This window comes from [Collinsella] massiliensis (assembly GCF_002161605.1).
Classification (GTDB): domain Bacteria; phylum Actinomycetota; class Coriobacteriia; order Coriobacteriales; family Coriobacteriaceae; genus Enorma.
In genome coordinates this window covers 1-19,377 of the sequence record NZ_NFIE01000021.1, presented here as the reverse complement: position 1 = coordinate 19,377, position 19,377 = coordinate 1, and the positions used below count along the sequence as shown (strand labels likewise).

Annotated in this window: 16 protein-coding genes and 4 tRNA genes; 13 read left to right on the top strand and 7 right to left on the bottom strand. The window is 64.2% G+C overall.

The window, feature by feature from the left end; genetic code table 11:
- Positions 1 to 62: 62 nt before the first annotated feature.
- The 8 genes from B5G02_RS08670 (at position 63) to B5G02_RS08635 (ending at position 6,526) form a co-directional block, all read left to right on the top strand.
- Positions 63 to 1,028 carry a magnesium transporter CorA family protein gene (locus tag B5G02_RS08670; RefSeq protein ID WP_094335923.1) on the top strand — a complete coding sequence of 322 codons (966 nt, stop codon included), beginning with the start codon at positions 63 to 65 and terminating at the stop codon, positions 1,026 to 1,028.
- Between the two features lie 280 nt (positions 1,029 to 1,308).
- Complete coding sequence (locus B5G02_RS08665) at positions 1,309 to 2,811, top strand: hypothetical protein (protein WP_143758300.1); 1,503 nt, start codon at positions 1,309 to 1,311, stop codon at positions 2,809 to 2,811.
- 6 nt (positions 2,812 to 2,817) lie between these two features.
- Positions 2,818 to 3,282 carry a VanZ family protein gene (locus B5G02_RS08660; protein WP_094335921.1) on the top strand — a complete coding sequence of 155 codons (465 nt, stop codon included), beginning with the start codon at positions 2,818 to 2,820 and terminating at the stop codon, positions 3,280 to 3,282.
- 287 nt (positions 3,283 to 3,569) lie between these two features.
- Positions 3,570 to 4,304: an iron-sulfur cluster assembly scaffold protein gene (locus B5G02_RS08655; RefSeq protein WP_094335920.1), complete on the top strand. Its 735-nt coding sequence runs from the start codon at positions 3,570 to 3,572 to the stop codon at positions 4,302 to 4,304.
- Between the two features lie 18 nt (positions 4,305 to 4,322).
- Positions 4,323 to 5,327: a GGGtGRT protein gene (locus B5G02_RS08650; RefSeq protein WP_094335919.1), complete on the top strand. Its 1,005-nt coding sequence runs from the start codon at positions 4,323 to 4,325 to the stop codon at positions 5,325 to 5,327.
- Between the two features lie 163 nt (positions 5,328 to 5,490).
- Positions 5,491 to 5,567 (top strand) — tRNA-His (locus B5G02_RS08645).
- A gap of 11 nt (positions 5,568 to 5,578) precedes the next feature.
- Positions 5,579 to 5,654, top strand: a tRNA-Lys gene (locus B5G02_RS08640).
- 86 nt (positions 5,655 to 5,740) lie between these two features.
- Positions 5,741 to 6,526 (top strand): transposase, encoded by a 786-nt coding sequence (locus B5G02_RS08635; RefSeq protein ID WP_094335918.1) that lies wholly within the window; start codon positions 5,741 to 5,743, stop codon positions 6,524 to 6,526.
- Between the two features lie 50 nt (positions 6,527 to 6,576).
- Here the strand turns inward: B5G02_RS08635 and sufU are convergent, their stop codons facing one another.
- The 5 genes from sufU to sufC all read right to left on the bottom strand — a co-directional run bounded on the left by sufU (position 6,577) and on the right by sufC (position 12,163).
- Positions 6,577 to 6,996 (bottom strand): Fe-S cluster assembly sulfur transfer protein SufU, encoded by a 420-nt coding sequence (gene sufU, locus B5G02_RS08630; RefSeq protein ID WP_019238754.1) that lies wholly within the window; start codon positions 6,994 to 6,996, stop codon positions 6,577 to 6,579.
- A 121-nt stretch (positions 6,997 to 7,117) separates the two neighbouring features.
- Positions 7,118 to 8,407: an aminotransferase class V-fold PLP-dependent enzyme gene (locus B5G02_RS08625; protein WP_094335917.1), complete on the bottom strand. Its 1,290-nt coding sequence runs from the start codon at positions 8,405 to 8,407 to the stop codon at positions 7,118 to 7,120.
- Complete coding sequence (locus B5G02_RS08620) at positions 8,404 to 9,711, bottom strand: SufB/SufD family protein (protein ID WP_241146209.1); 1,308 nt, start codon at positions 9,709 to 9,711, stop codon at positions 8,404 to 8,406. The genes B5G02_RS08625 and B5G02_RS08620 overlap by 4 nt, the downstream gene beginning before the upstream one ends.
- Before the next feature lie 187 nt (positions 9,712 to 9,898).
- Positions 9,899 to 11,311 carry a Fe-S cluster assembly protein SufB gene (gene sufB, locus B5G02_RS08615; RefSeq protein WP_094335915.1) on the bottom strand — a complete coding sequence of 471 codons (1,413 nt, stop codon included), beginning with the start codon at positions 11,309 to 11,311 and terminating at the stop codon, positions 9,899 to 9,901.
- A gap of 9 nt (positions 11,312 to 11,320) precedes the next feature.
- A complete protein-coding gene (sufC, locus tag B5G02_RS08610; RefSeq protein WP_094335914.1) occupies positions 11,321 to 12,163 on the bottom strand; it encodes a Fe-S cluster assembly ATPase SufC in 843 nt (280 codons plus the stop codon).
- A 247-nt stretch (positions 12,164 to 12,410) separates the two neighbouring features.
- On the opposite strand from sufC, the gene B5G02_RS08605 reads away from it, so the two are divergent.
- Positions 12,411 to 12,842 (top strand): RrF2 family transcriptional regulator, encoded by a 432-nt coding sequence (locus B5G02_RS08605; protein WP_094335913.1) that lies wholly within the window; start codon positions 12,411 to 12,413, stop codon positions 12,840 to 12,842.
- 454 nt (positions 12,843 to 13,296) lie between these two features.
- Positions 13,297 to 14,907: a hypothetical protein gene (locus B5G02_RS08600; RefSeq protein WP_094335912.1), complete on the top strand. Its 1,611-nt coding sequence runs from the start codon at positions 13,297 to 13,299 to the stop codon at positions 14,905 to 14,907.
- A 452-nt stretch (positions 14,908 to 15,359) separates the two neighbouring features.
- On the opposite strand, the gene B5G02_RS08595 is transcribed toward B5G02_RS08600, so the two are convergent.
- Both B5G02_RS08595 and B5G02_RS08590 read right to left on the bottom strand, forming a co-directional pair.
- Positions 15,360 to 15,436, bottom strand: a tRNA-Glu gene (locus tag B5G02_RS08595).
- A 4-nt stretch (positions 15,437 to 15,440) separates the two neighbouring features.
- Positions 15,441 to 15,514 (bottom strand) — tRNA-Gln (locus B5G02_RS08590).
- A gap of 290 nt (positions 15,515 to 15,804) precedes the next feature.
- Here B5G02_RS08590 and B5G02_RS08585 point away from each other — a divergent pair.
- From B5G02_RS08585 to B5G02_RS08575, 3 genes are all read left to right on the top strand, one after another.
- Positions 15,805 to 16,176 carry a hypothetical protein gene (locus B5G02_RS08585; protein ID WP_094335911.1) on the top strand — a complete coding sequence of 124 codons (372 nt, stop codon included), beginning with the start codon at positions 15,805 to 15,807 and terminating at the stop codon, positions 16,174 to 16,176.
- On the top strand, positions 16,169 to 17,245 hold the full coding sequence (locus B5G02_RS08580; protein WP_094335910.1) for a HigA family addiction module antitoxin: 1,077 nt from the start codon (positions 16,169 to 16,171) through the stop codon (positions 17,243 to 17,245). Before B5G02_RS08585 ends, B5G02_RS08580 begins: the two co-directional genes overlap by 8 nt.
- Positions 17,246 to 18,479: 1,234 nt before the next feature.
- A partial coding sequence (locus B5G02_RS08575) for a UTP--glucose-1-phosphate uridylyltransferase (protein WP_143758299.1) occupies positions 18,480 to 19,377 on the top strand: 898 nt, incomplete at its 3' end.

Below are 19,377 nucleotides of genomic sequence, written 5' to 3'. Positions count from 1 at the left end.
TGTGCGGGGCTCCGTGCATGGGTGCGGGCTCAATCCGATGTATCCGACGAAAGGGGTGCGCCATGATCGAATGCTTCAAGACCCGGGAGAACGGTGGAATCGAACGGATCGAGCAACCGGAAGCCGGTTGCTGGGTCAACGTCGTGGCGCCCACGGCGGACGAGCGGGCGTGGCTCGAGGGCGAGCTCGGCGTGCTGACGGAGTTCGTGAGCTCGGCGCTCGACGAGGAGGAGACCTCGCGCGTCGACTTCGACGAGGACGTGAACCAGACGTTCGTGATCGTCGACTACCCCATCGAGCCGGGCGAGGACGGCACGGAGGGCGCGCGTCAGTACGACACCATGCCGCTCTCGATGGTGTTCATGCCCCAGAAGGGCATGTTCGTGACCATCTCGCTCTTCGAGAACGTGGTGGTGCGCGACCTGGCGAGCGGGCGCATCCGCGGCGTCGACACCCGCTTCCGCACGCGCTTCCTGCTGCAGCTCCTGCTGCGCGTGAGCCAGCTCTACCTGCTCTACCTGCGGCGCATCGACCGCCTGTCGTCCCGGACCGAGGAGCGCCTGCACGCGTCCGTGCGCAACGAGGAGCTCATCCAGATGCTCAACCTCGAGAAGTCGCTCGTCTACTTCTCCACCTCGCTCAAATCCGACGAGGTCACGCTCAACAAGATCAGGCAGGGCCGCATCATCCCGCTCTACGAGGACGACCAGGACCTGCTCGAGGACGTGCTCGTCGAGGTCCGCCAGGCCATCGAGATGGCGAACATCTACTCGAACACGCTCTCCGGGACGATGGACGCGTTCGCGAGCATCATCTCGAACAACCTCAACATCGTGATGAAGGTGCTCTCCGTCATCACGATCGTGATGGCCATCCCGAACATCATCTTCGGCTTCTACGGCATGAACGTGAGCCTGCCGTTCGATAGCCTGCCGTTCATGAACACCTGGGTGTTCCCCACGGTGCTCGCCGTCGCGGCCTGCCTCGTTGCCGCGTGGATCTTCAAGCGCAAAGGCATGTGGCACTAGGTTCCGCGCGCCCGCGTTCCCGCATGCGGGGGCAGCTGCCCGCGCGCCTCGCCCCCGCATGCGGAACGATAGTTCACGCCCGACGAATCGATTTGCATTTCCGCAGGTTTTCTCTCATAATCGAGCTAATGTACGCGACGGAAAAACGCAGATGAATCGAACTACCATCCGTTGCATATAGGCCGTATGGCCCAGGCAACAACCTTCATCGGTTTTCTCGAGCGGCTGAGATGGCGTTCCGGTTGGCTGTGCCGGTCGGACTCGGTGCGAGGGAGTGGCTATGGCGGCTTCTGTTACAACATCTCGAGCGATCTACGCTGGTCTTTCATGCGGTGTCGCATTCGCGGTGCCGGTGTGCGCCTATGCGGTGACGCTGCCGTTCCCCGCTGCGAACGGCATCGTGGCCACCTGCGCCCTGCCGTTCACCGTGGGCGCCCTCGCGGGCGTCGGGCTCGTCACGGCCATGGGTGCCGTGGCCGACGCGCGCGCGGCCGCCGATGACGAGGACGTCGCGGTGGGGGAGCACGAGGCCTCGCATGCCGCCGGGGCGCATGGCGCCGATGAGCAGCGTCGCTCCGCGCACGCGGGCTCGCGCTTCTTCGGCAAGCGCGGCATGCCGCGCGACGTGCCGGTGATCGCCCGCGCCTCGGGTGCGCCCTCGGAGGAGGACGCGTGGGCCGAGATCGATGCGCTGTTCAGCGAGGATTCGCCCATCAGCTGCGACGCCGCCCATTCGAAGGACATCTACGAGATCGCGTTCGAGGAGCTGCGCCGCAACGCCGCGCCGGGCGCTGCCGCGGCTGCTGCAGGTGCCGCTGCTGCCCCCGCCGCCACGGCGGGCACCGCGCCGCGCCATGCCGCCCATGCCCGCTCCGCCTCGACATCGTGGCAGGCGCCTGCGGGCGCTTCCGCCGCGTTGACGAGTGCGGCGGTTGCCGCTCCCGCGCGCTCGGCGACCGCGTCCCCGGCGGCCTCCCAGGCATGGCAGGCAGCCCCTGCCGCCTCCGCCGCCACGTCCACCGCGATGTTCATGGCGCTCGCGCAGCAGCGCGCCGCCGCCCATGCCGCGAGCGCGCCCGCGAGCACGAACGCCTTCATGCCGCAGGCGGGCGCTACCCGCGTGCCGGCGCAGGCGGCCCCGGCGAGCGCGTCGTACGCCGCGTCTGCAGCCCGGCCGCAGGCGACCGCGGGCATGGCGGCCTCCTCCTATGCCGGCGCACCCTCGCGTCCCGTGGCACAGCCCGCCGACGCTTCGGATGCCCCGTTCGACCGCGATGCGGACGCCCGCGCGGCCCTCGCGTCCCTCGACCGCTTCGGCAGCGAGCGCCTCGCCCGCCCCGTGACCGGCTCCATGCCCGCCCAGGCCGCGCCCACCGCGCAGTCCGCCCCGGGAGCATGGGCGGCGTCTGCCCCGGCCGCGCGCGCCGCAGCCCCGTCCCGTCCCGTCGCCCCTGCGACCGCGCCCGCGCCCGCCGCGCAGCCCGCCGCCTCGACCGATGCCTTCGCCGACCGCCGCAACGTCTGGGCGGCCGCCCTCGACATCCTCGCCGAGCCCGAGGAGCCCATGCGTCCCGCCCCGGCGACGACCGCGGCCAGCGCCCGCCGTGCGAGCGCCATCGCCGAGGGCAAGCGCGCGAACCGCATGCACGAGCACGTGAACGAGCTCATCGAGCAGGAGCTCAGCCAGGTCGCCTCGCCCTCCGTGCAGCACTCGAGCCGCGAGTACCTGCGCGTCATCCAGGGCGGCACCGCGTCCATGCCGGCACTCCAGGCGGAGGCGTAGTCCGGGATGCCGGCGGCACATGCACCCGCGCGCGGGGGCTCCGTGCGCGCGCCCTGGTTCGTCGCCATGGCGCTCATGGTGCTTATCATCTGGGGAAACTCGCTCGTCCCGGGGATGGAGAGCGGCGGGTTGAGCCTCTCGGTCGTCTCGACCATCCGCGGCGCGCTCGACGCCCTCGGCATCCCGAGCGCCTGGGTCACGAACTTTCTCGTGCGCAAGGCGGCGCACTTCACGGAATACGCCGTGCTCGGCATCCTCGCCGCCCGCGCCTTCGACCTCCGGCGCGGCGCACCGTCCGCCCGCATCGCCCTCGCATGCGCCGTGCTCGTCCTCGTCCCCTCGATCGACGAGGCCATCCAGCTCTTCGTCGCCGGCAGGTCGGGGCAGGTCACCGATGTGCTGCTCGATTGCTGCGGCGCCGCGACCGGCGCCTGCCTGACCGCGCTCGTCTCCTCCCTTCACCGCCCGTGATACTTTGGTGTCAGTGGTGATAAATTGGTGTCAGTCACCTTTTTATCACTTTGTCCTCGCCGCGCGACGCTCTTCCCTGCCTGATAAAAAGCTGTCTGACACCTTTTTATCACCTTGCAGCCCGAGCGCATCGCTCCTCCGTGCCTCGTCCTCGCGAAGAAAAATGCCCCGTTCGCCGAAAACACTCTGGACAAATCGCGGTAGAATAAACGTGCATGTCAGCTCCGGCTGGCCACCTTGCGTTGGCTCGATGGCTCGCCGGACAAGGCACTACAGAGAGGAGAGGCATGCAGTACTCAGCAGAAGTGGAGAACATGTGCCCCGTCGCCAAGGGCGCATACCACGGCCCTGCGCCCATCCCGGAGGAGGGCAAGTGGGTCAAGGCCAAGGAGATCAAGGACATCTCCGGCCTCACGCACGGCGTCGGTTGGTGCGCGCCGCAGCAGGGCGCGTGCAAGCTCACGCTCAACATCAAGGAGGGCATCATCGAGGAGTGCCTCGTCGAGACCCTCGGCTGCTCGGGCATGACCCACTCCGCAGCCATGGCTTCCGAGATCCTTCCCGGTAAGACCATCCTCGAGGCCCTCAACACCGATCTCGTGTGCGACGCGATCAACGTCGCCATGCGCGAGCTGTTCCTCCAGATCGTGTACGGCCGCAGCCAGACCGCGTTCTCCGAGGGCGGCCTGCCCGTGGGCGCCTCTCTCGACGACCTCGGCAAGGGCCTGCGCTCGCAGATCGGCACCATGTTCGGCACGAAGGCCAAGGGTGCCCGCTATCTCGAGCTCTCCCAGGGCTACGTCACCCGCATGGCGCTCAACGACAAGAACGAGATCATCGCATTCGAGTTCCTGAACCTCGGCAAGTTCACCGACGCCCTCAAGAAGGGCTCGACCCCCGAGGACGCCATCGCCGGCGCCATGGGCCACTACGGCCAGTGGGACGCCGCCGTCAAGTACATCGACCCGCGCACGGACGAGGAGACGCACACCGTCGAGTCCGTGTTCCCGGTCCACGAGTAGAAAGGGAGGGAAGAAACCATGGCTGTTAGCTTCGAAGGGTACGAGCGCCGCATCGACAAGATCAACGCGTGCCTCGCCGAGAACGGCATCTCCTCCCTCGAGGAGGCCGAGCAGATCTGCCTTGAGCAGGGCGTGAACCCCCGTCAGATCGTCGAGGGCGTCCAGTCCATCGCGTTTGAGAACGCCAAGTGGGCCTACACCCTCGGCTGCGCGCTCGCCATCAAGAAGGGCGCCAAGAGCGCGTCCGAGGCCGCCGCGATCATCGGCGAGGGCCTGCAGGCCTTCTGCGTTCCCGGCTCCGTCGCCGAGGACCGCAAGGTCGGCCTGGGCCACGGCAACCTGGGCGCCATGCTGCTCGGTGACGACACCGAGTGCTTCGCGTTCCTGGCCGGCCACGAGTCCTTCGCTGCCGCGGAGGGTGCCATCGGCATTGCGATGAACGCCAACAAGGCCCGCAAGAAGCCGCTGCGCGTCATCCTGAACGGCCTGGGCAAGGACGCCGCCCAGATTATCGCCCGTATCAACGGCTTCACCTACGTGAAGACGCAGTTCGACTACTTCACGGGCGAGCTTAAGATCGTCGAGACCATCCCGTATTCGGATGGCCCGCGCTCCGAGGTCAACTGCTACGGTGCCGACGACGTCCGCGAGGGCGTGGCCATCATGTGGCACGAGAACGTCGACATCTCGATCACCGGTAACTCCACCAACCCCACGCGCTTCCAGCACCCCGTCGCGGGCACCTACAAGAAGGAGCGCCTCGAGGCCGGCAAGAAGTACTTCTCCGTGGCCTCCGGTGGCGGCACCGGCCGTACCCTGCACCCGGACAACATGGCTGCCGGCCCCGCCTCCTACGGCATGACCGACACCATGGGCCGCATGCACTCCGATGCCCAGTTCGCCGGCTCCTCCTCGGTGCCTGCGCACGTGGACATGATGGGCCTCATCGGCATGGGCAACAACCCCATGGTCGGTGCGACCGTCGCCTGCGCCGTCGCGGTGAACGCCGCCCTCAACGCGTAAAATAACCCCAGGGGTTATTTTACATAGGCATGTTGCCGCCGTCCGGTTCCGCGCCGGGCGGCGGTTTTTCATCCCGAATTTCAAAAAAAGATGAGATTCCCCCTTGCGCGGAAGGGCATTCGCTGCAATAATAATCAAGCGCTTTGGCGCACGTGGAAACATGGTGGGTGTAGCCCAGTTGGCTAGAGCGCCGGGTTGTGGTCCCGGAGGTCCAGGGTTCGAGTCCCTGTACCCACCCCACATTGACAATTGGACCGGTAGCTCAGCTGGTAGAGCAGGGGACTCTTAATCCCAAGGTCCAGGGTTCGAACCCCTGCCGGTCCACCATTTGAAATACGGGCTCCTTCGGGAGCTTTTTTCATATCCAGGCGATGTAAAATTACCCCAGGGGTTATTTTACATAGGAGGGGACTATGCCGAGCGCACCTCGTCGAATCGCGGAATCCGGGCTGTACCATGTCGTCGCGCGTGGGAACGGGAAGCAGGTCATCTTCACCGATGACCGGGACAGGGAAGCGTTCCTCGCGTATCTCGAACGGTTCATGCGCGAGGACGAGATTGCCCTCATCGCGTGGTGCCTTATGGACAACCACGTGCACCTTATCGTGGAGGATACCGAGCAGCGCCTTCCGCACGCCATGGGAGGCGTTCTGGGCGCGTATGCGAAGTATTTCAACCAGAAGACCGGCCATGTGGGCAGCGTGTTCCAGCCGCGGTTCTTCAGCGAGGCCATCGAGGGCGACGAGCGCCTCATCGCCGCGGTGCGCTATGTGCACATCAACCCCGAGAAGGCCGGGATCTGCGAGGCCGCGCACTATCCGTGGAGCAGCTATCGGGAGTATGCCGGGGGCGCGGGCGAGGGTGCAGGCGCGGGCGAGGGAACGGGCGAGGGGCTCTGCGCGACGGGGCTCGTGCTCGGGCTGCTCGGCGGTCCTGAGGGCTTCTCAGAGCTCTGCAGCGGCGCGTCCGCGGCCGATGTGGGCTTTGAAGGGTCGGTGAAGCTTTCGAGCGACGAGGCGCTCGAGGTGGCGAACCGCGTCGTGCGGGCGCTCGGGTGCCCGGACGTCTTCGCGGTGAAGAGCCTGCCCATCCCTCGGCGCAACGCCGTCGTGGCGGCGCTTCGCGGGAACTGCCTCACCATCAAGCAGATCGAGCGGCTGACCGGCCTGGGCAGCGGCGTCATCGCCCGCATAAAATAGAGAAAACCCCAGGGGATGTAGAAAAACCCCTGGGGTAATTTTACATGGTCCTACGCGAGCATGCCGTCCAGGGTGCGCCAGGCGAGCTCCGCGCATTTCACGCGGGCGGGCATGTGCGAGATGTCCTTGAGCTGTGCCGCCTCGTCCAGGTCCTCGTAGTCCTGCTCGGAGAGCTCCTCGCCGCGGATCATCGCCAAGAAGAGCGCGGAGAGCCGGCGCGCCTCCTCGACCGTCTCGCCGGTGATGAGGTCGGCCATGATGTCGGCGCTCGCCTGGCTGATGGCGCAGCCATGGCCGGTGAAGCTCGCCTCCTCGATGACGCCGTCCTCCACGCGCAGCTGCAGCGTGAGCTCGTCGCCGCAGCTGGGGTTGATGCCGTCGTGCTCGTGCGTGGGCGCGTCCATCTCGTACTTGTAGTCCGGATGCGAGTTGTGCTCCATGAAGGTGGTCGAAGTGTAGAGGTTGCCCATGAGGTCACGCTCCTTGCTGTGCGATTCGCGGGCGAATCCAGGGGGATGTCGAAAACCCCAGGGGTATTTTTACCATTGCGGTAGGTTTGCATACCCCTGGGGCGTCGTCGTGCGCGCGGCGTTACGCGTGGAAGGTGCGCCAGACGGTCTCGAGGCCGTCGATGAAGCGGTCGACGTCCTCGGCGTCGTTGTAGAACGCCAGGCTCGCGCGGCAGCAGGCGAGGTTCTCCACGCCGAGCCACGTGAGGAGTGGCTGCGCGCAGTGGTGCCCGGCGCGGATGCACACGCCGCTCATGTCGAGGATGCTCGCCACGTCGTGCGGGTGGATGCCCTGCACGTTGAAGCTGATGACGCCATGGTGGTCGGCCGCGTCGGGCGAGCCGATGATCTCGACGTACGGCAGCTCGGCCAGGCGCTCCATCGTGTAGGCCACGAGCGCCGCCTCGCGTGCGCGTACCGCGTCGTAGCCCACGTGCTCGGTGAGATAGCGCAGCGCCTCGCCCGTGGCGTAGATGCCCGCGGCGTCCTGCGTGCCGGCCTCGAACTTCTCGGGCACGGGCGCCCACACGGCCTCCTGCTCGGTCACGGAGTCGATCATCTCGCCGCCGGTGAGCATGGGGAGCATCTCGTCGAGCAGCTCGTGGCGCCCCCACAGCACGCCGATGCCCATGGGGCCGAGCGCCTTGTGCGCGGAGAACGCGAAGAAATCCATGCCGAGTGCGCGCACGTCCACCGCCATATGCGGCACGGACTGCGCGCCGTCCACCACGAGGTAGCCGCCCTGCGCGTGCACCGCGTCGGCGAGCTTGCGGATGGGGTTCTCGACGCCGAGCACGTTCGAGACGTGCGCCACCGCGACAATCTTCGTGCGCGGGCCCACCTTGGCGGAGATCTCCTCATCCGTGAGCTCGCCGGTCTTGGTGGGGTAGAGGTAGACGAGGCGCGCGCCCGCGGCGCGGCAGGCCTCCTGCCAGGGGATGAGGTTCGAATGGTGCTCCATGATGGTGATGGCCACCTCGTCGCCCGGCTCGAGCACGCAGGGGGCGAACGACTTCGCCACGAGGTTCAGCGACTCGCTCGCGTTGCGCGTGAAGACGATGTCGCGCGCCTGCGGGCGCCCCTGGTCGTCCACGGCGCCGATGGTCTGCGCGATCTGCGCGCGCACCTGCTCGATCGCGTCCGTGGCGGCCACGGAGAGCGAGTACAGGCCGCGCAGGGGGTTGGCGTTCATGGTCTCGTAGAAGGTGCGGTGCGCGTCGAGCACGCACGCGGGGCGCTGCGCGGTGGCCCCGCTGTCCAAGAAGGCGATGTCCGGCCGGCCCGCCAGGAGGGGGAAATCGGCCTTATAGGGGTTCTGCTGGATGTCGGCCGCCGCCGCGGCCTGTTCCGTACCCGTGCCCGTATTCGTCATGCAGCATCCTCCTCGAAGTCCTCGTCCTCGATGTCACCGAATCCGTCGATGAGTGCGCGGCCCAGGCGCAGCACGTTCTCACGCATCTCGGCGTCGGGTGCGGAGAGCGCGGCGTCCTCGAGCTTCGCGGCGGTGAAGAGCGCCTCGGCCGCCTCCTCGGAAAGCCCGCGGCAGCCCAGGTAGAAGAGCTGCTCGGGGCGGACGTGGCCGATCGTGGCGCCGTGGTTGCCCGCGACGTCGTCCTCGTCGCACAAGATGACGGGGACGGTCTTGTTGTCCACGCCGCGGCTCGCCAGAAGCACGGTCTCGTTCTCCGCGCCCTCGGAGCCCTTGCAGCCGTGCACGAGGTCGATCGTGCCGCGCAGCACCTTCTTGGCGCTGCCGGTGAGCACGCCGTTCGCGTCCATGTTCGAGATCGTCCTGCGCCCGCGCTGGCGGATGACGTAGTTGAAATCGCGCGATTCGGAACCGCTCGCGAGGTAGCGCGTGTCGATGTCCATGCGCGCGGTGTCGCCGCGCAGGTCCGCCGCGAGGCCGGTGTAGGTGTGCGCGCCGCCGAGCACCACGTGGCGCACCGTCACGCGCGCGCCCTCGTCGAGCACGTAGCCGGCGTCGTCGAGCACCGTGAAGGCGCTGTCCGCGGTGATGTAGACGGTCACGTTCACGCGCGCGTTCGCGCCGGCGAAGACGCGCAGCGCGGAGCCGATGAGGCCGCGTGCGCGGGTGGGCTCGGCTGCGTCGGCGCCGCCGTCCGCGCTGGCGCAGCCGCCGCCTGCGGCCGTGCCCTCGGCAGCGTTCGCGTCCTCATCCTCGGCGTTCAGCGAAATGGCGAGGTCGAGCGTGGAGCCGGGCGCGGCGACGACGTCGATGCTCGCCGCCGCGGCGCCGCCCGTCGCGCCCTCGACGCGCACGGTGGCCGCCTTCGCCTCACCTGCGCCCGTGGCGAGCGTGATCGTGCTCCCCGCAAGGAATCCCAGGTAGGCGCGGGCGTCCGCCCCGATGCCCGTCTCGAAGGCAGCCGTGACGTCGCCTGCGGCCTCCTCGAGCGCCGCGCGGCGCTGGTAGCGCGAGAGCGCAGGGGTGTCGAGGTCGGCGACGTCCTCGCGGGCGCGCTGGGCCGCACGCACGCACGCGCGGTCATCGGAGCCCTGCACCCCGCCGCGCGCCGCGTCGAGCCGCTCCTGCAGGCCGGCCACCGCCGCCTCGAAGCTCTCGGTGGTGTCGAGCAGCGCGTCCTCAGCTTCCACCGACGCGCCGTCCATGCGCTCGAGCCCCTCGGGGACCTCGATCTCGGTATCGTTCATGCGCAGCCACCGCCACGTGGGCGCCGGCATCGCGCTCATATGCTGCATCGTGAGTGCATCCATCAGCATTCACTCCAAACATGACTTGCGGAAACCCGCTTCGGATGGCTGGACAAGCGATGGCTGGACAAGCCTGTCCCCAAATGAAGCAAAATGTAACGTTTTGAACCCGTCCCTACATGACGCATCAGCCGATGGCACCTTCCATCTCGAGCTTGATGAGGTTGTTCATCTCCACGGCGTACTCGAGCGGCAGCTCCTTGGCCACGGGGTTCGCGAAGCCGTTCACGATCATCGCGCGCGCCTCCTCCTCGGAGATGCCGCGGCTCATGAGGTAGAAGATCTTGTCGTCGCCGATGCGCCCGATCGTGGCCTCGTGTCCGATATCGACGTTCTTCGCCCGCACGTCCATGGCGGGGATGGTGTCGGAGCGGCTCTCGTCGTCGAGCATGAGCGACTGGCAGCTCACGCTCACGCGCGCGCCCTCGGCCTTCGGCGTCACCACCACGGAGCTGCGGAACGTCTGGATGCCGCCGCCCTTAGAGATGCCCTTCGTCTCGACGGTCGCGCTCGTGTCCGGCGCGTTCAGCACCACCTTGCAGCCGGTGTCGAGGTTCTGGCCGGCTCCGGCGAACGTGATGCCCGTGAAGCTCGAGCGGCTCTTACGGCCGTTCAGCACGCTCATGGGGTAGAGGTAGCCCACGTGGCTGCCGAACGAGCCCGAGATCCACTCGATCTCGCCCTCGTCGTCCACCCGCGCGCGCTTGGTGTTGAGGTTGTACATGTTCTTCGACCAGTTCTCGATGGTCGAGTAGCGCAGATGCGCGCGCTTGCCCACGAAGAGCTCCACGGCGCCCGCGTGTAGGTTCGCCACGTTGTACTTCGGTGCGGAGCAGCCCTCGATGAAGTGCAGGTCCGCGTCGTCCTCGACGATGATGAGCGTGTGCTCGAACTGGCCCGCGCCCTTGGCGTTGAGGCGGAAGTAGCTCTGCAGCGGGAAGTCGAGCTTCACGCCGGCCGGCACGTAGACGAAGGAGCCGCCGCTCCATACCGCGCCGTGGAGCGCGGCGAACTTGTGGTCCGTGGGCGGGATGAGCGTCATGAACTTCTCGCGGATGAGCGCCTCCCACTTGGGCTCGTGGAGCGCCTCCTCGATACCGGAGTAGACGATGCCCATCTTGGCGGCCGTGTCCTGCATGTTGTGGTACACGAGCTCCGAGTCGTACTGCGCGCCCACGCCGGCCAGGTAGCTGCGCTCGGCCTCGGGGATGCCCAGGCGCTCGAAGGTGTTCTTGATGTCGTCGGGCACCTCGTCCCACGTGGCCTGCTGGTCGGTGTTGGGCTTCACGTAGGTGACGATGTTGTCCATGTCGAGGCCGGCGATGCTGGGGCCCCAGGTGGGGTTCGGCATGCGCTGGTAGGTCTCGAGCGATTTCAGGCGGAAGTCGAGCATCCATTCGGGCTCGTCCTTGCGCTCGGAGATCTCGCGAACGATCTCGGGCGTGAGGCCGGCGTCGAGCTTCTCGAAGCCCTGCTCGCTATCGGTTATGTCGTATATGGTGCGGTCGATGTCCGCGACCTCGGTACGCTGCTTGGCCACGGCTGCCCCCTAGCGCTCGATGACGGGCGAGAGGTCCGCGGGGTCGAGCTCGCCTGCGGCCTCGCCGGCCGCGCCCGCGCCCTCCGCCGCGTTCGCCTCGGCCGCCATGGCCTCGAAGCGCTCGAAGCCGTGCTCGTCGATCCAGTCGATGAGCGAGGCGTCGGCGTCGTGCACGAGGCGTCCGCCCACCATCACGTGCACGCGGTCCACGTCGAGGTGTTCCAGGATGCGCGTGTTGTGCGTGATGATGAGGAGCGTGCCGTCCGTGCGCTTGCGGTAGAGGTCCATGCCGCGGCTCACCACGCCGAGCGCGTCCACGTCGAGGCCGGAGTCGGTCTCGTCCAGGATGGCGAGCTTCGGTTGGAGCAGCAGGAGCTGGAGCATCTCGACCTTCTTCTTCTCGCCGCCCGAAAAGCCCACGCCCAGCTCGCGGTTGAGGTACTCGACGGGCATGTCGAGCTCGGCGCAGAGCTCCTTCATGCGGCGGCGGAACTCCTTGCCGCGCATCTTGAGGCCCGGGCGGCCGGCGAGGGTCGCGCGCAAAAAGCTCGAGAGCGGTACGCCGGGGATCTCGACCGGCGCCTGGAAGGAGAGGAAGATGCCGGCGCGCGAGCGCTTGTCCGTGCTGAGGTCGGTGATGTCCTCGCCGTCGAAGCGGATGCTGCCGGAGGTTTGCGTGTAGGCGGGGTCGCCCATGATGACGTGGCCGAGCGTCGACTTGCCCGCGCCGTTGGGACCCATGAGGACGTGCGTCTCGCCGGCGGGGATCGCGAGGTCGATGCCGTGGAGGATGGTCTTCTCGTCGACCGAGGCGCTCAGGCCTTCGACGGAGAGGAGGGGGGTTGCGGACATTGCTGCTCCTTGCGTTCGGGCGCGGCTGTGTGGTTGTCGTGCCGCGCACATAATCCTAGGAATTATCTCGGATTAACGATAAGATGAATACCCGTGAAGTCAAGGTATAATCCGACTAATCCACTAGGATTTCAGCGTGCGGCGGTGCGCGCGACCTGCGGGGGCGGCATCTGGCTGCTCGCGGGTCGACAGGGAAGGGCGCCGTGCGGCGCTGACGCGACGAGCGAGCGATGAGCGGGAGGTTCGCGTGCTCATTTCTTCCAAGGGGCGCTATGCGCTACGCCTCATGATCTACATCGCGGCCTTCGGTGACGCCGAGGGCAAGATCGCCCTGCGCGAGGTCGCCGCGCGTGAGGACATTTCGCTCAAGTACCTCGAGCAGCTCGTGCGCCCGCTCATGCAGGCGGGGCTTCTGCGCGGCGTGCGGGGCAAGGGCGGCGGGTACGTGCTCGCCAAGCCGGCGGATCAGATCCGCGCGGGCGACATCCTGCGCGCCGCGGAGGGTACGACGACGCCTGTCGCGTGCGAGGGGCTCGACGGGGCGTGCCAGCGCGCCGGGCTATGCTCCACCGTCAAGTTCTGGACCGGGCTCGACGTCGTGATCGAGGAGTATGTCGACGGCGTGACGCTTGCCGACCTCGCCCGCGTGCCCGAGATCGATCTGGGGGTAGAGCTTTAGGGGAGCTGCCGCGTGCCGTTCGGCGCTTGCGTTGCCCGCCGGGCGTCTCGTTTGGGCCTCCAAGGGGGTCGCAAACCCAAAGTGCGCGAAACGAGCGGTTTATGCGGGGGTAGCCGAGTAGCCCGGAAAGCGGCAGGCGCGCTACCTGCACTTTTGTTGGCGTGCGACCCCGTGCTACTTCCGGGGGTGCCGGATAAAACGTTCGTTTCGCTCACTTTGGGATGCGACGGGCTCGATTCGACGGCGCAATCGCCCAAACCGCGCTGCCGGCGTGCGCCAAATCGCCCCTCGACCCGTTCAAGCTCAACTCGAACCTTAATTGATTTCGGCGGACTCGGTGTGAATCGCTTGTATGCCCCTGCGGGCGCTGCAATACTAAAGCTGCCTTCTTTGCGCCTGTCGCAAATGAATCGTAACCGTAGCCGCTCGAATGAGCCGCAGACAAGGAGGGCCCATGAGACCCCGTCGCGCCATAATCACCGCCGGCCTCGCGCTCGCGCTCGCGTGCGCACCCGTCGTCGCCAGCACGGCGTTCGCCGAGCCGGATGATTCCGCCGCCGCATACGACAAGGCGGATTTCTACGAGGAGTCGCCTGCCGCCGCAGCCACGCGCTCGGCGTCGTCGGCGAGCTCCTCGAACCTCTCGTCCGTGTACGTCTCGGAGGAGATGAAGTACTTCACCAAGTACGAGAGCCATGGAAACTACCGCCAGGGCTTCAGCTACGGCGACGGGTACAACGCGCTCGGTTACTACCAGTTCGACCGCCGCTACTCGCTCATCGACTTCATGACCGCCGTCTACAACTACGACCCGGTGAAGTACGCCATGTTCAAGGACGTGCTCGCGCGGGCGGGCGAGGTGTCGAACGACGCGGTGCCGATGTACGACTCCAAGGCTGGCAAGCTCACCGCACTCGGCCAGCTCGTACAGGATGCCTGGTACGCGGCGTATGACGCTGATCCGGCCGGGTTCTCCGCGCTGCAGGACTCCTACGCGTACAACAGCTATTACGTGCCCACCGAGCGCTGGCTCGCGAGCCAGGGCATCGACATGTCCGGCCGCGCGGATTGCGTGAAGGGCATGGTGTGGGGCCTCTCGAACATGTGGGGTACGGGCGGCGTTCGCGGCGTCCTCCGGGCGGCCAACCTCTCGAACGACATGACCGACCGCGAGTTCGTGACCGCGCTTGCGCGAGAGATGACCGACAACATCCGAAACCACAGCTCGCAGGCGGAGTACTACGAGGGCTGGGCGAATCGCTACCGCAACGAGCTCGCGGATTGTCTGAGGTACATCGCCGAGGATGAGGCGGCTGCCGAGGTGCAGCCGGATCCCGAGCCGGAGCAGCCGGAGGACACGACGACCCCCGATGCGGGCGATCAGGGCTTGACCGACCAGGATGATGCGGTGATCGACGTCCCCGAGGATGATGGTTCCGCCACACCGGGCGACGATGCTCAGCAGGGTGCCGGGGACGGGTCTGTGGTTGACGAGCCTGAGGCCGACAACGGCTCGGACGATGGGACGTCCGGTGACGTGAGCGATGAGCCTGTTGATGACGAGACCGGTGACGCTGGCGACACCTCGGACGACGGTTCCGATGATGTGGCCGACACCACGCCGAAGCCGAACCCCGCGCCGCCTGCTGCGAACGGCGGCATCACGAACGACGTGCCGAGCGAGGACGACGAGAATGCAGGCTCTGGCGATAAGACGGAGTCCGACGACGCCACCGACGATGCTGGCAAGAATGACGTCGCGACCGAATCCGAGACGGACGGCGAGAGCAATCAGACCGGGGACAAGAGTAAGACGGACGGCAAGACCGATGAGACGTCCACCGATCCCAAGGATACGGACGATAGCGCCGCTCGCACGAGCGACGATGGCGGGGTGGCTACCGCCGACGCGCATCCGAACGGCGTGATGCCCCAGACGTCCGACCTCATCATGCTCACGACGTTCGCAAGCGCAAGCGCGGCGTGCTTCGGCGCGACGTTCGTGTACGCGGGCAAGCACCGCCTCAAGAAGGGTGATGCCGAGCACGGCGAGCAGAACGAATAAGTTCCTGGGTCGCGGGCGGGTGTAGCGCGCACGAAACTTAGGCTAGGGAAGGGCCGCTACCGGGTTGATCGGTGGTGGCCCTTTTGGCGTTTGGAGCGGATGCGAGCAGGCGCGTGACTGCATGGCGCTTGTTTTTGCGTCGCCTGCCCCCATTTCTAGTAAGTTATTTCAGATATGCGTGATTGGGCGGTGCTGCGAGGCGCGCAGGTTGCTTGCGATGTGAAGCGCGTCGGGAAAACCGCAGGATTCCGATCCCGGTTTGCTCGCGTCGTCGCCCAAAAGGAGCTGGCGAGACCATATGGAGCCCCCAGTGTCGTGCATATCTGAAATAACTTGCTAGAAAATGCCCCAAGCCGCTTCAATTCGAGGCGAGTCAGCATGCCGATGCCGTCCACAGCATCTCTAGCTATGCAAAAACCCGGATTGTGCTGGACAATCCGGGTTAGCGTTCTTGGTAGCCCGTACCAGATTCGAACTGGTGATCTCCGCCTTGAGAGGGCGGCGTCCTAAACCGCTAGACGAACGGGCCATTATGGCTGGGATGGAGGGAGTCGAACCCCCATTGACGGAACCAGAATCCGCTGTCCTGCCATTAGACGACATCCCAGTGGCATTACACGCCGCCAAAGCCGCGTGCAGGTAGATATATTACGGTACAACGCTCAGGAGCGCAAGGGGTGAATTTGAGAGAAATTGATGTAGAGTACGTTTCGCTCTATGCGTGCTGCTAGCCATATTATCGCCTGCCCGTTAGATGTCGTGTCCATCTAACGGAGCTTTGCCAAAGGCTTAAATCTCGTTATCGGTGTTCAGCCTGGCCTTCGTTCTCGCTTCTATTGAATAGAAATTACTATTTAGGTAATATTACCAACAAGGTAATAGAGTGAGGAGTCAGCCTTGGAGCTCGTCTATGCTAACGGCAAGGTAGAAGAGATCTGCACGAGCAAGAAAGCCGCACTCAAACACTTTGGCGGGAATAACGGATTGGTTCTAGCACTATTCTCAAAGATTCAGGCGCTTGAAGCAGCGGATACGCTGTACGACATTTCGATATTGCCATCATTTCATTTCCATCCGCTGAAGAACAAGGGGAGGAACAAGCTCAAAGGATATTTTGCGATAGACGTGAAAGGGCGATCGAATGCGTGGCGCATCATCCTCCAGCCGTTGGACGATCATTACGAGCCGTTCGCATGTGCCAATATCGATGAGATTGCCGGAGTTGTTCGCATAGTGCAGATTGAGCAGGTGAGCAAGCATTATGAGTAACTATATTGAGTACAAAGACAGGATCGCGTTTCATCCCGGCTACTACATCAAAGAGATCATCGAAGAGTTGGGGCTTTCTCAAGATGACTTTGCCAAGCGCCTTGGAACCACGCCGAAAACGCTGAGCGTGATTATTAATGGGGGGCAGCGACTGTCTCCCGATATTGCAAATAAACTCTCTAAGATGCTGGGAACAAGTATCGAGTATTGGCTTAACTTGCAGGCTATCTTCGATGCCGCTGTTGCTGAGATGAAGGCGGATGAGGAGCTAGAGCATGAGCGCTCCATATTAAAGACGTTGGGGTACAGTTATTTCAGAAATCATTTTGGCTTGCCGAACCTGCCCAGACAAATTGATGAACAGGTTGCGCAGGTTAGGCGCTTTCTGCAGGTGGGCTCTTTAACGGTATTAGAGAAAACAGATTTAGCCGTGAGCTTTAGGTCGACGCCTGTGGAAAAGGATATCTCCACAGTCGTAAAGTCGAATGCTATGCTCCAAATTGCGATTAACGAAGCCCTAGAGGTCGATGCTCCAAAATACAATAAGGCGAGATTCGAGCAAGCTGTTCAGTTCGCGCTAACGCAAACGAGCAACCACAAAAGATTCTATGATGTCGTGCGCGAGGAATTCCGAAAGGCCGGGGTCATTTTTGTCATCCTTCCTAATCTGAGCGGATCGAAAACAAATGGCGCAACCAAGCGGGTTAATGAACACGTGATGCTCATGGTGAACGATCGTCGGTTATCGGCCGATTCGTTCTGGTTCACGCTGTTTCATGAGATTGGGCACATCATGGCAAACGATTTTGGCGTGTCCGCAGAGGGGGATTCCGGTGCCAAAGAAGAGGCGGCAGACGCGTATGCGCGCGATGCGCTGATTGATCCTGCTGCATATGCGGATTTCGTCGCTCGTAATGTGTTTACCCCCTCCGCGATTCGTAGGTTTGCGAGAGAGATCAATCGCGATCCGGGTATTGTTGTGGGCAGATTGCAAAAGGATGAGCATGTCTCATATAGAAATAGTGCATTAAATGAGATGAAGAAGCGCTACAAAGTTATGGTTGGTTAGTAGCAAATACTATCTAAGCTGCTAAATTGAGCATCCTTCTGAGGATTTTATCGTTCGATAATTTGCAGGCTGCCTCTATCATGAATCAGAAGAGTGGGGGGCAATTGTTATGCAAGATATGCCAGATGAGGTTTCAACCGTAATAGTTGCAACCATTTCATCTATCGTCACGACCCTTGCTATGGGGTACGCAAAGCGGCCGCAAACTCTGTATGAGCAAAAGGCTGCAGTTGTTGGGGAGATTATTCGAGATCATATTAATGAAATACAGTTAATGCGAGACATCCTAATGGAAGCTGAGGGTTTGGAGAATATTTCGTTTCTAGAATCTGGAGACATAAGGACTCTAAGCTTTCGTGATAGGTCGATTACGCTTCATGTGCTTCTTGACGCTCAGACGACATTTCAAATCGCATTAAACCTAAACTCTCGACTTGTTGCTGCCTCGCGTGTGCTGGGAAGTAAGTCTCATGCAAATCTAATGTGCTTATGCCAACTGTTAAATGAGATAGGTCGGTTAGGAAAAGCGCATGGGCTAGATGAGGTGAGCTATCGCATTGCAACTCTTGACGGTGCTGAGGAATTGAAACAACTGATTAGGAGGTGCGACAGCTGCCTGGTCGACGAGTTAAACAAAAAGCGTGCACGATTTTCGAAGAGAACAGGCGTCATATGGAAAACGACGCTCAAGCTTGAGCGTCGAAAATACAATAAGTGTCTAAAACGGTTTGACTCTCTGTTCGAGGAGTATGGCAGGCGTTCAGCACGAAGGTGCTCTTCGCGCCAGGATACTGAAAAATGAGGGGATTATTACGCGCTGAGATAGATTCAGGCTGCCGTCATGAGGCTTTCTAGCCTCATCGTGTGATTTGCACTTTATTATTTTGCGTGGCTATCAGCCAGAGCTCTGCTATTTCAGACGAAGATGCAACGAGCGGCGTCCCCTTTCTCGCTCGTGCTGTCATATTGTTAAGATGGTTATCGCAATGCTACCGTGTCAGCTCGTTCGGCTACGCGATGTTTTGCGCAAAATGATACGTATAGCAGAGGGCAGTGGGCACCTTTTCAATGCCGCCCTATCAATGGGGTTGCTGTTGCACTAAATTGAGCATCGGCATGACACTTTCACGCACTTCCTAAAGACAGGATTGTCGATAGACATTTGCTTGCTACACTAAGCATCACCTGAGATATACCCGAGCGGCTGCCGCCGCCTCCCGAAAGGAACCACGCCATGAAGGCCATCATCCCCGCCGCGGGCCTGGGCACCCGCTTCCTCCCCGCGACGAAGTGCACGCCCAAGGAGATGCTCCCCGTCCTCGACAAGCCGGTCATCCAGTACGTCGTGGAGGAGGCCCTCGAGCCCGCGGAGGTCGACGGCGCCATCATCGTCACCTCCCCGAACAAGCCCGAGCTCCTCAGCCACTTCCAGCCCGACACCGCCCTCGAGCAGCTCCTGCGCGCCCGCGGCAAGGGCGCCTGCGCGGACGCCGTGGCGGCCGCGGGGTCGCTGCCCGTGGACTTCCGCTTCCAGTACCGCCCGGCCGGCCTCGGCCACGCGATCCGCTCGGCCGCCGACGCCGTGGCGGGCGAGGGCTTCCTCGTGCTCCTCGGCGACTACGTGGTGCCCGCCCGCGACGTCTGCGACAAGCTGCTCGCGGTCTCGGCCGACCACGGCGGGGCGTCCGTCGTCGCCGTGGCGCCCTGCGCGCCGGAGGAGGTCTCGCGCTACGGCGTCGTCGCCGGCGAGCGGGCGGGGTCGCTGCCGGGCGCCGAGGGGGCCGGCGACCTCGAGCCGGGCGCCGTGTGGCGCGTCTCCGGGCTCGTGGAGAAGCCGGAGCCCGAGGAGGCGCCCTCGAACCTCTACATCGTCGGCCGCTACCTGCTGAGCCCCCTCGTCATGGACCTGCTCGCCGACCAGCGCCCGGGCGCCGGCGGCGAGGTGCAGCTCACCGACGCCATGGCGCGCTCGCTCGACCGCGAGGCCATGTACGCCGTCGTGATCGACCCGCTCAGCGGCTTCGACACGGGCACGCCCTCGGGCTGGATGGCCACCAACGCCCTCATGGCCGCCTCCGACCCGCGCTTCTCCGCCGGCTTCTGGGAGGCCGTGGACGCCCGCGGCGGGCTCA

Coding starts and splice junctions, on each gene's coding strand:
- B5G02_RS08670 (WP_094335923.1), top strand. CDS start 63: ATGATCGAATGCTTCAAGACCCGGGAGAACGGTGGAATCGAACGGATC.
- B5G02_RS08665 (WP_143758300.1), top strand. CDS start 1,309: ATGGCGGCTTCTGTTACAACATCTCGAGCGATCTACGCTGGTCTTTCA.
- B5G02_RS08660 (WP_094335921.1), top strand. CDS start 2,818: ATGCCGGCGGCACATGCACCCGCGCGCGGGGGCTCCGTGCGCGCGCCC.
- B5G02_RS08655 (WP_094335920.1), top strand. CDS start 3,570: ATGCAGTACTCAGCAGAAGTGGAGAACATGTGCCCCGTCGCCAAGGGC.
- B5G02_RS08650 (WP_094335919.1), top strand. CDS start 4,323: ATGGCTGTTAGCTTCGAAGGGTACGAGCGCCGCATCGACAAGATCAAC.
- B5G02_RS08635 (WP_094335918.1), top strand. CDS start 5,741: ATGCCGAGCGCACCTCGTCGAATCGCGGAATCCGGGCTGTACCATGTC.
- sufU (WP_019238754.1), bottom strand. CDS start 6,996: ATGGGCAACCTCTACACTTCGACCACCTTCATGGAGCACAACTCGCAT.
- B5G02_RS08625 (WP_094335917.1), bottom strand. CDS start 8,407: ATGACGAATACGGGCACGGGTACGGAACAGGCCGCGGCGGCGGCCGAC.
- B5G02_RS08620 (WP_241146209.1), bottom strand. CDS start 9,711: ATGAACGATACCGAGATCGAGGTCCCCGAGGGGCTCGAGCGCATGGAC.
- sufC (WP_094335914.1), bottom strand. CDS start 12,163: ATGTCCGCAACCCCCCTCCTCTCCGTCGAAGGCCTGAGCGCCTCGGTC.
- B5G02_RS08600 (WP_094335912.1), top strand. CDS start 13,297: ATGAGACCCCGTCGCGCCATAATCACCGCCGGCCTCGCGCTCGCGCTC.
- B5G02_RS08580 (WP_094335910.1), top strand. CDS start 16,169: ATGAGTAACTATATTGAGTACAAAGACAGGATCGCGTTTCATCCCGGC.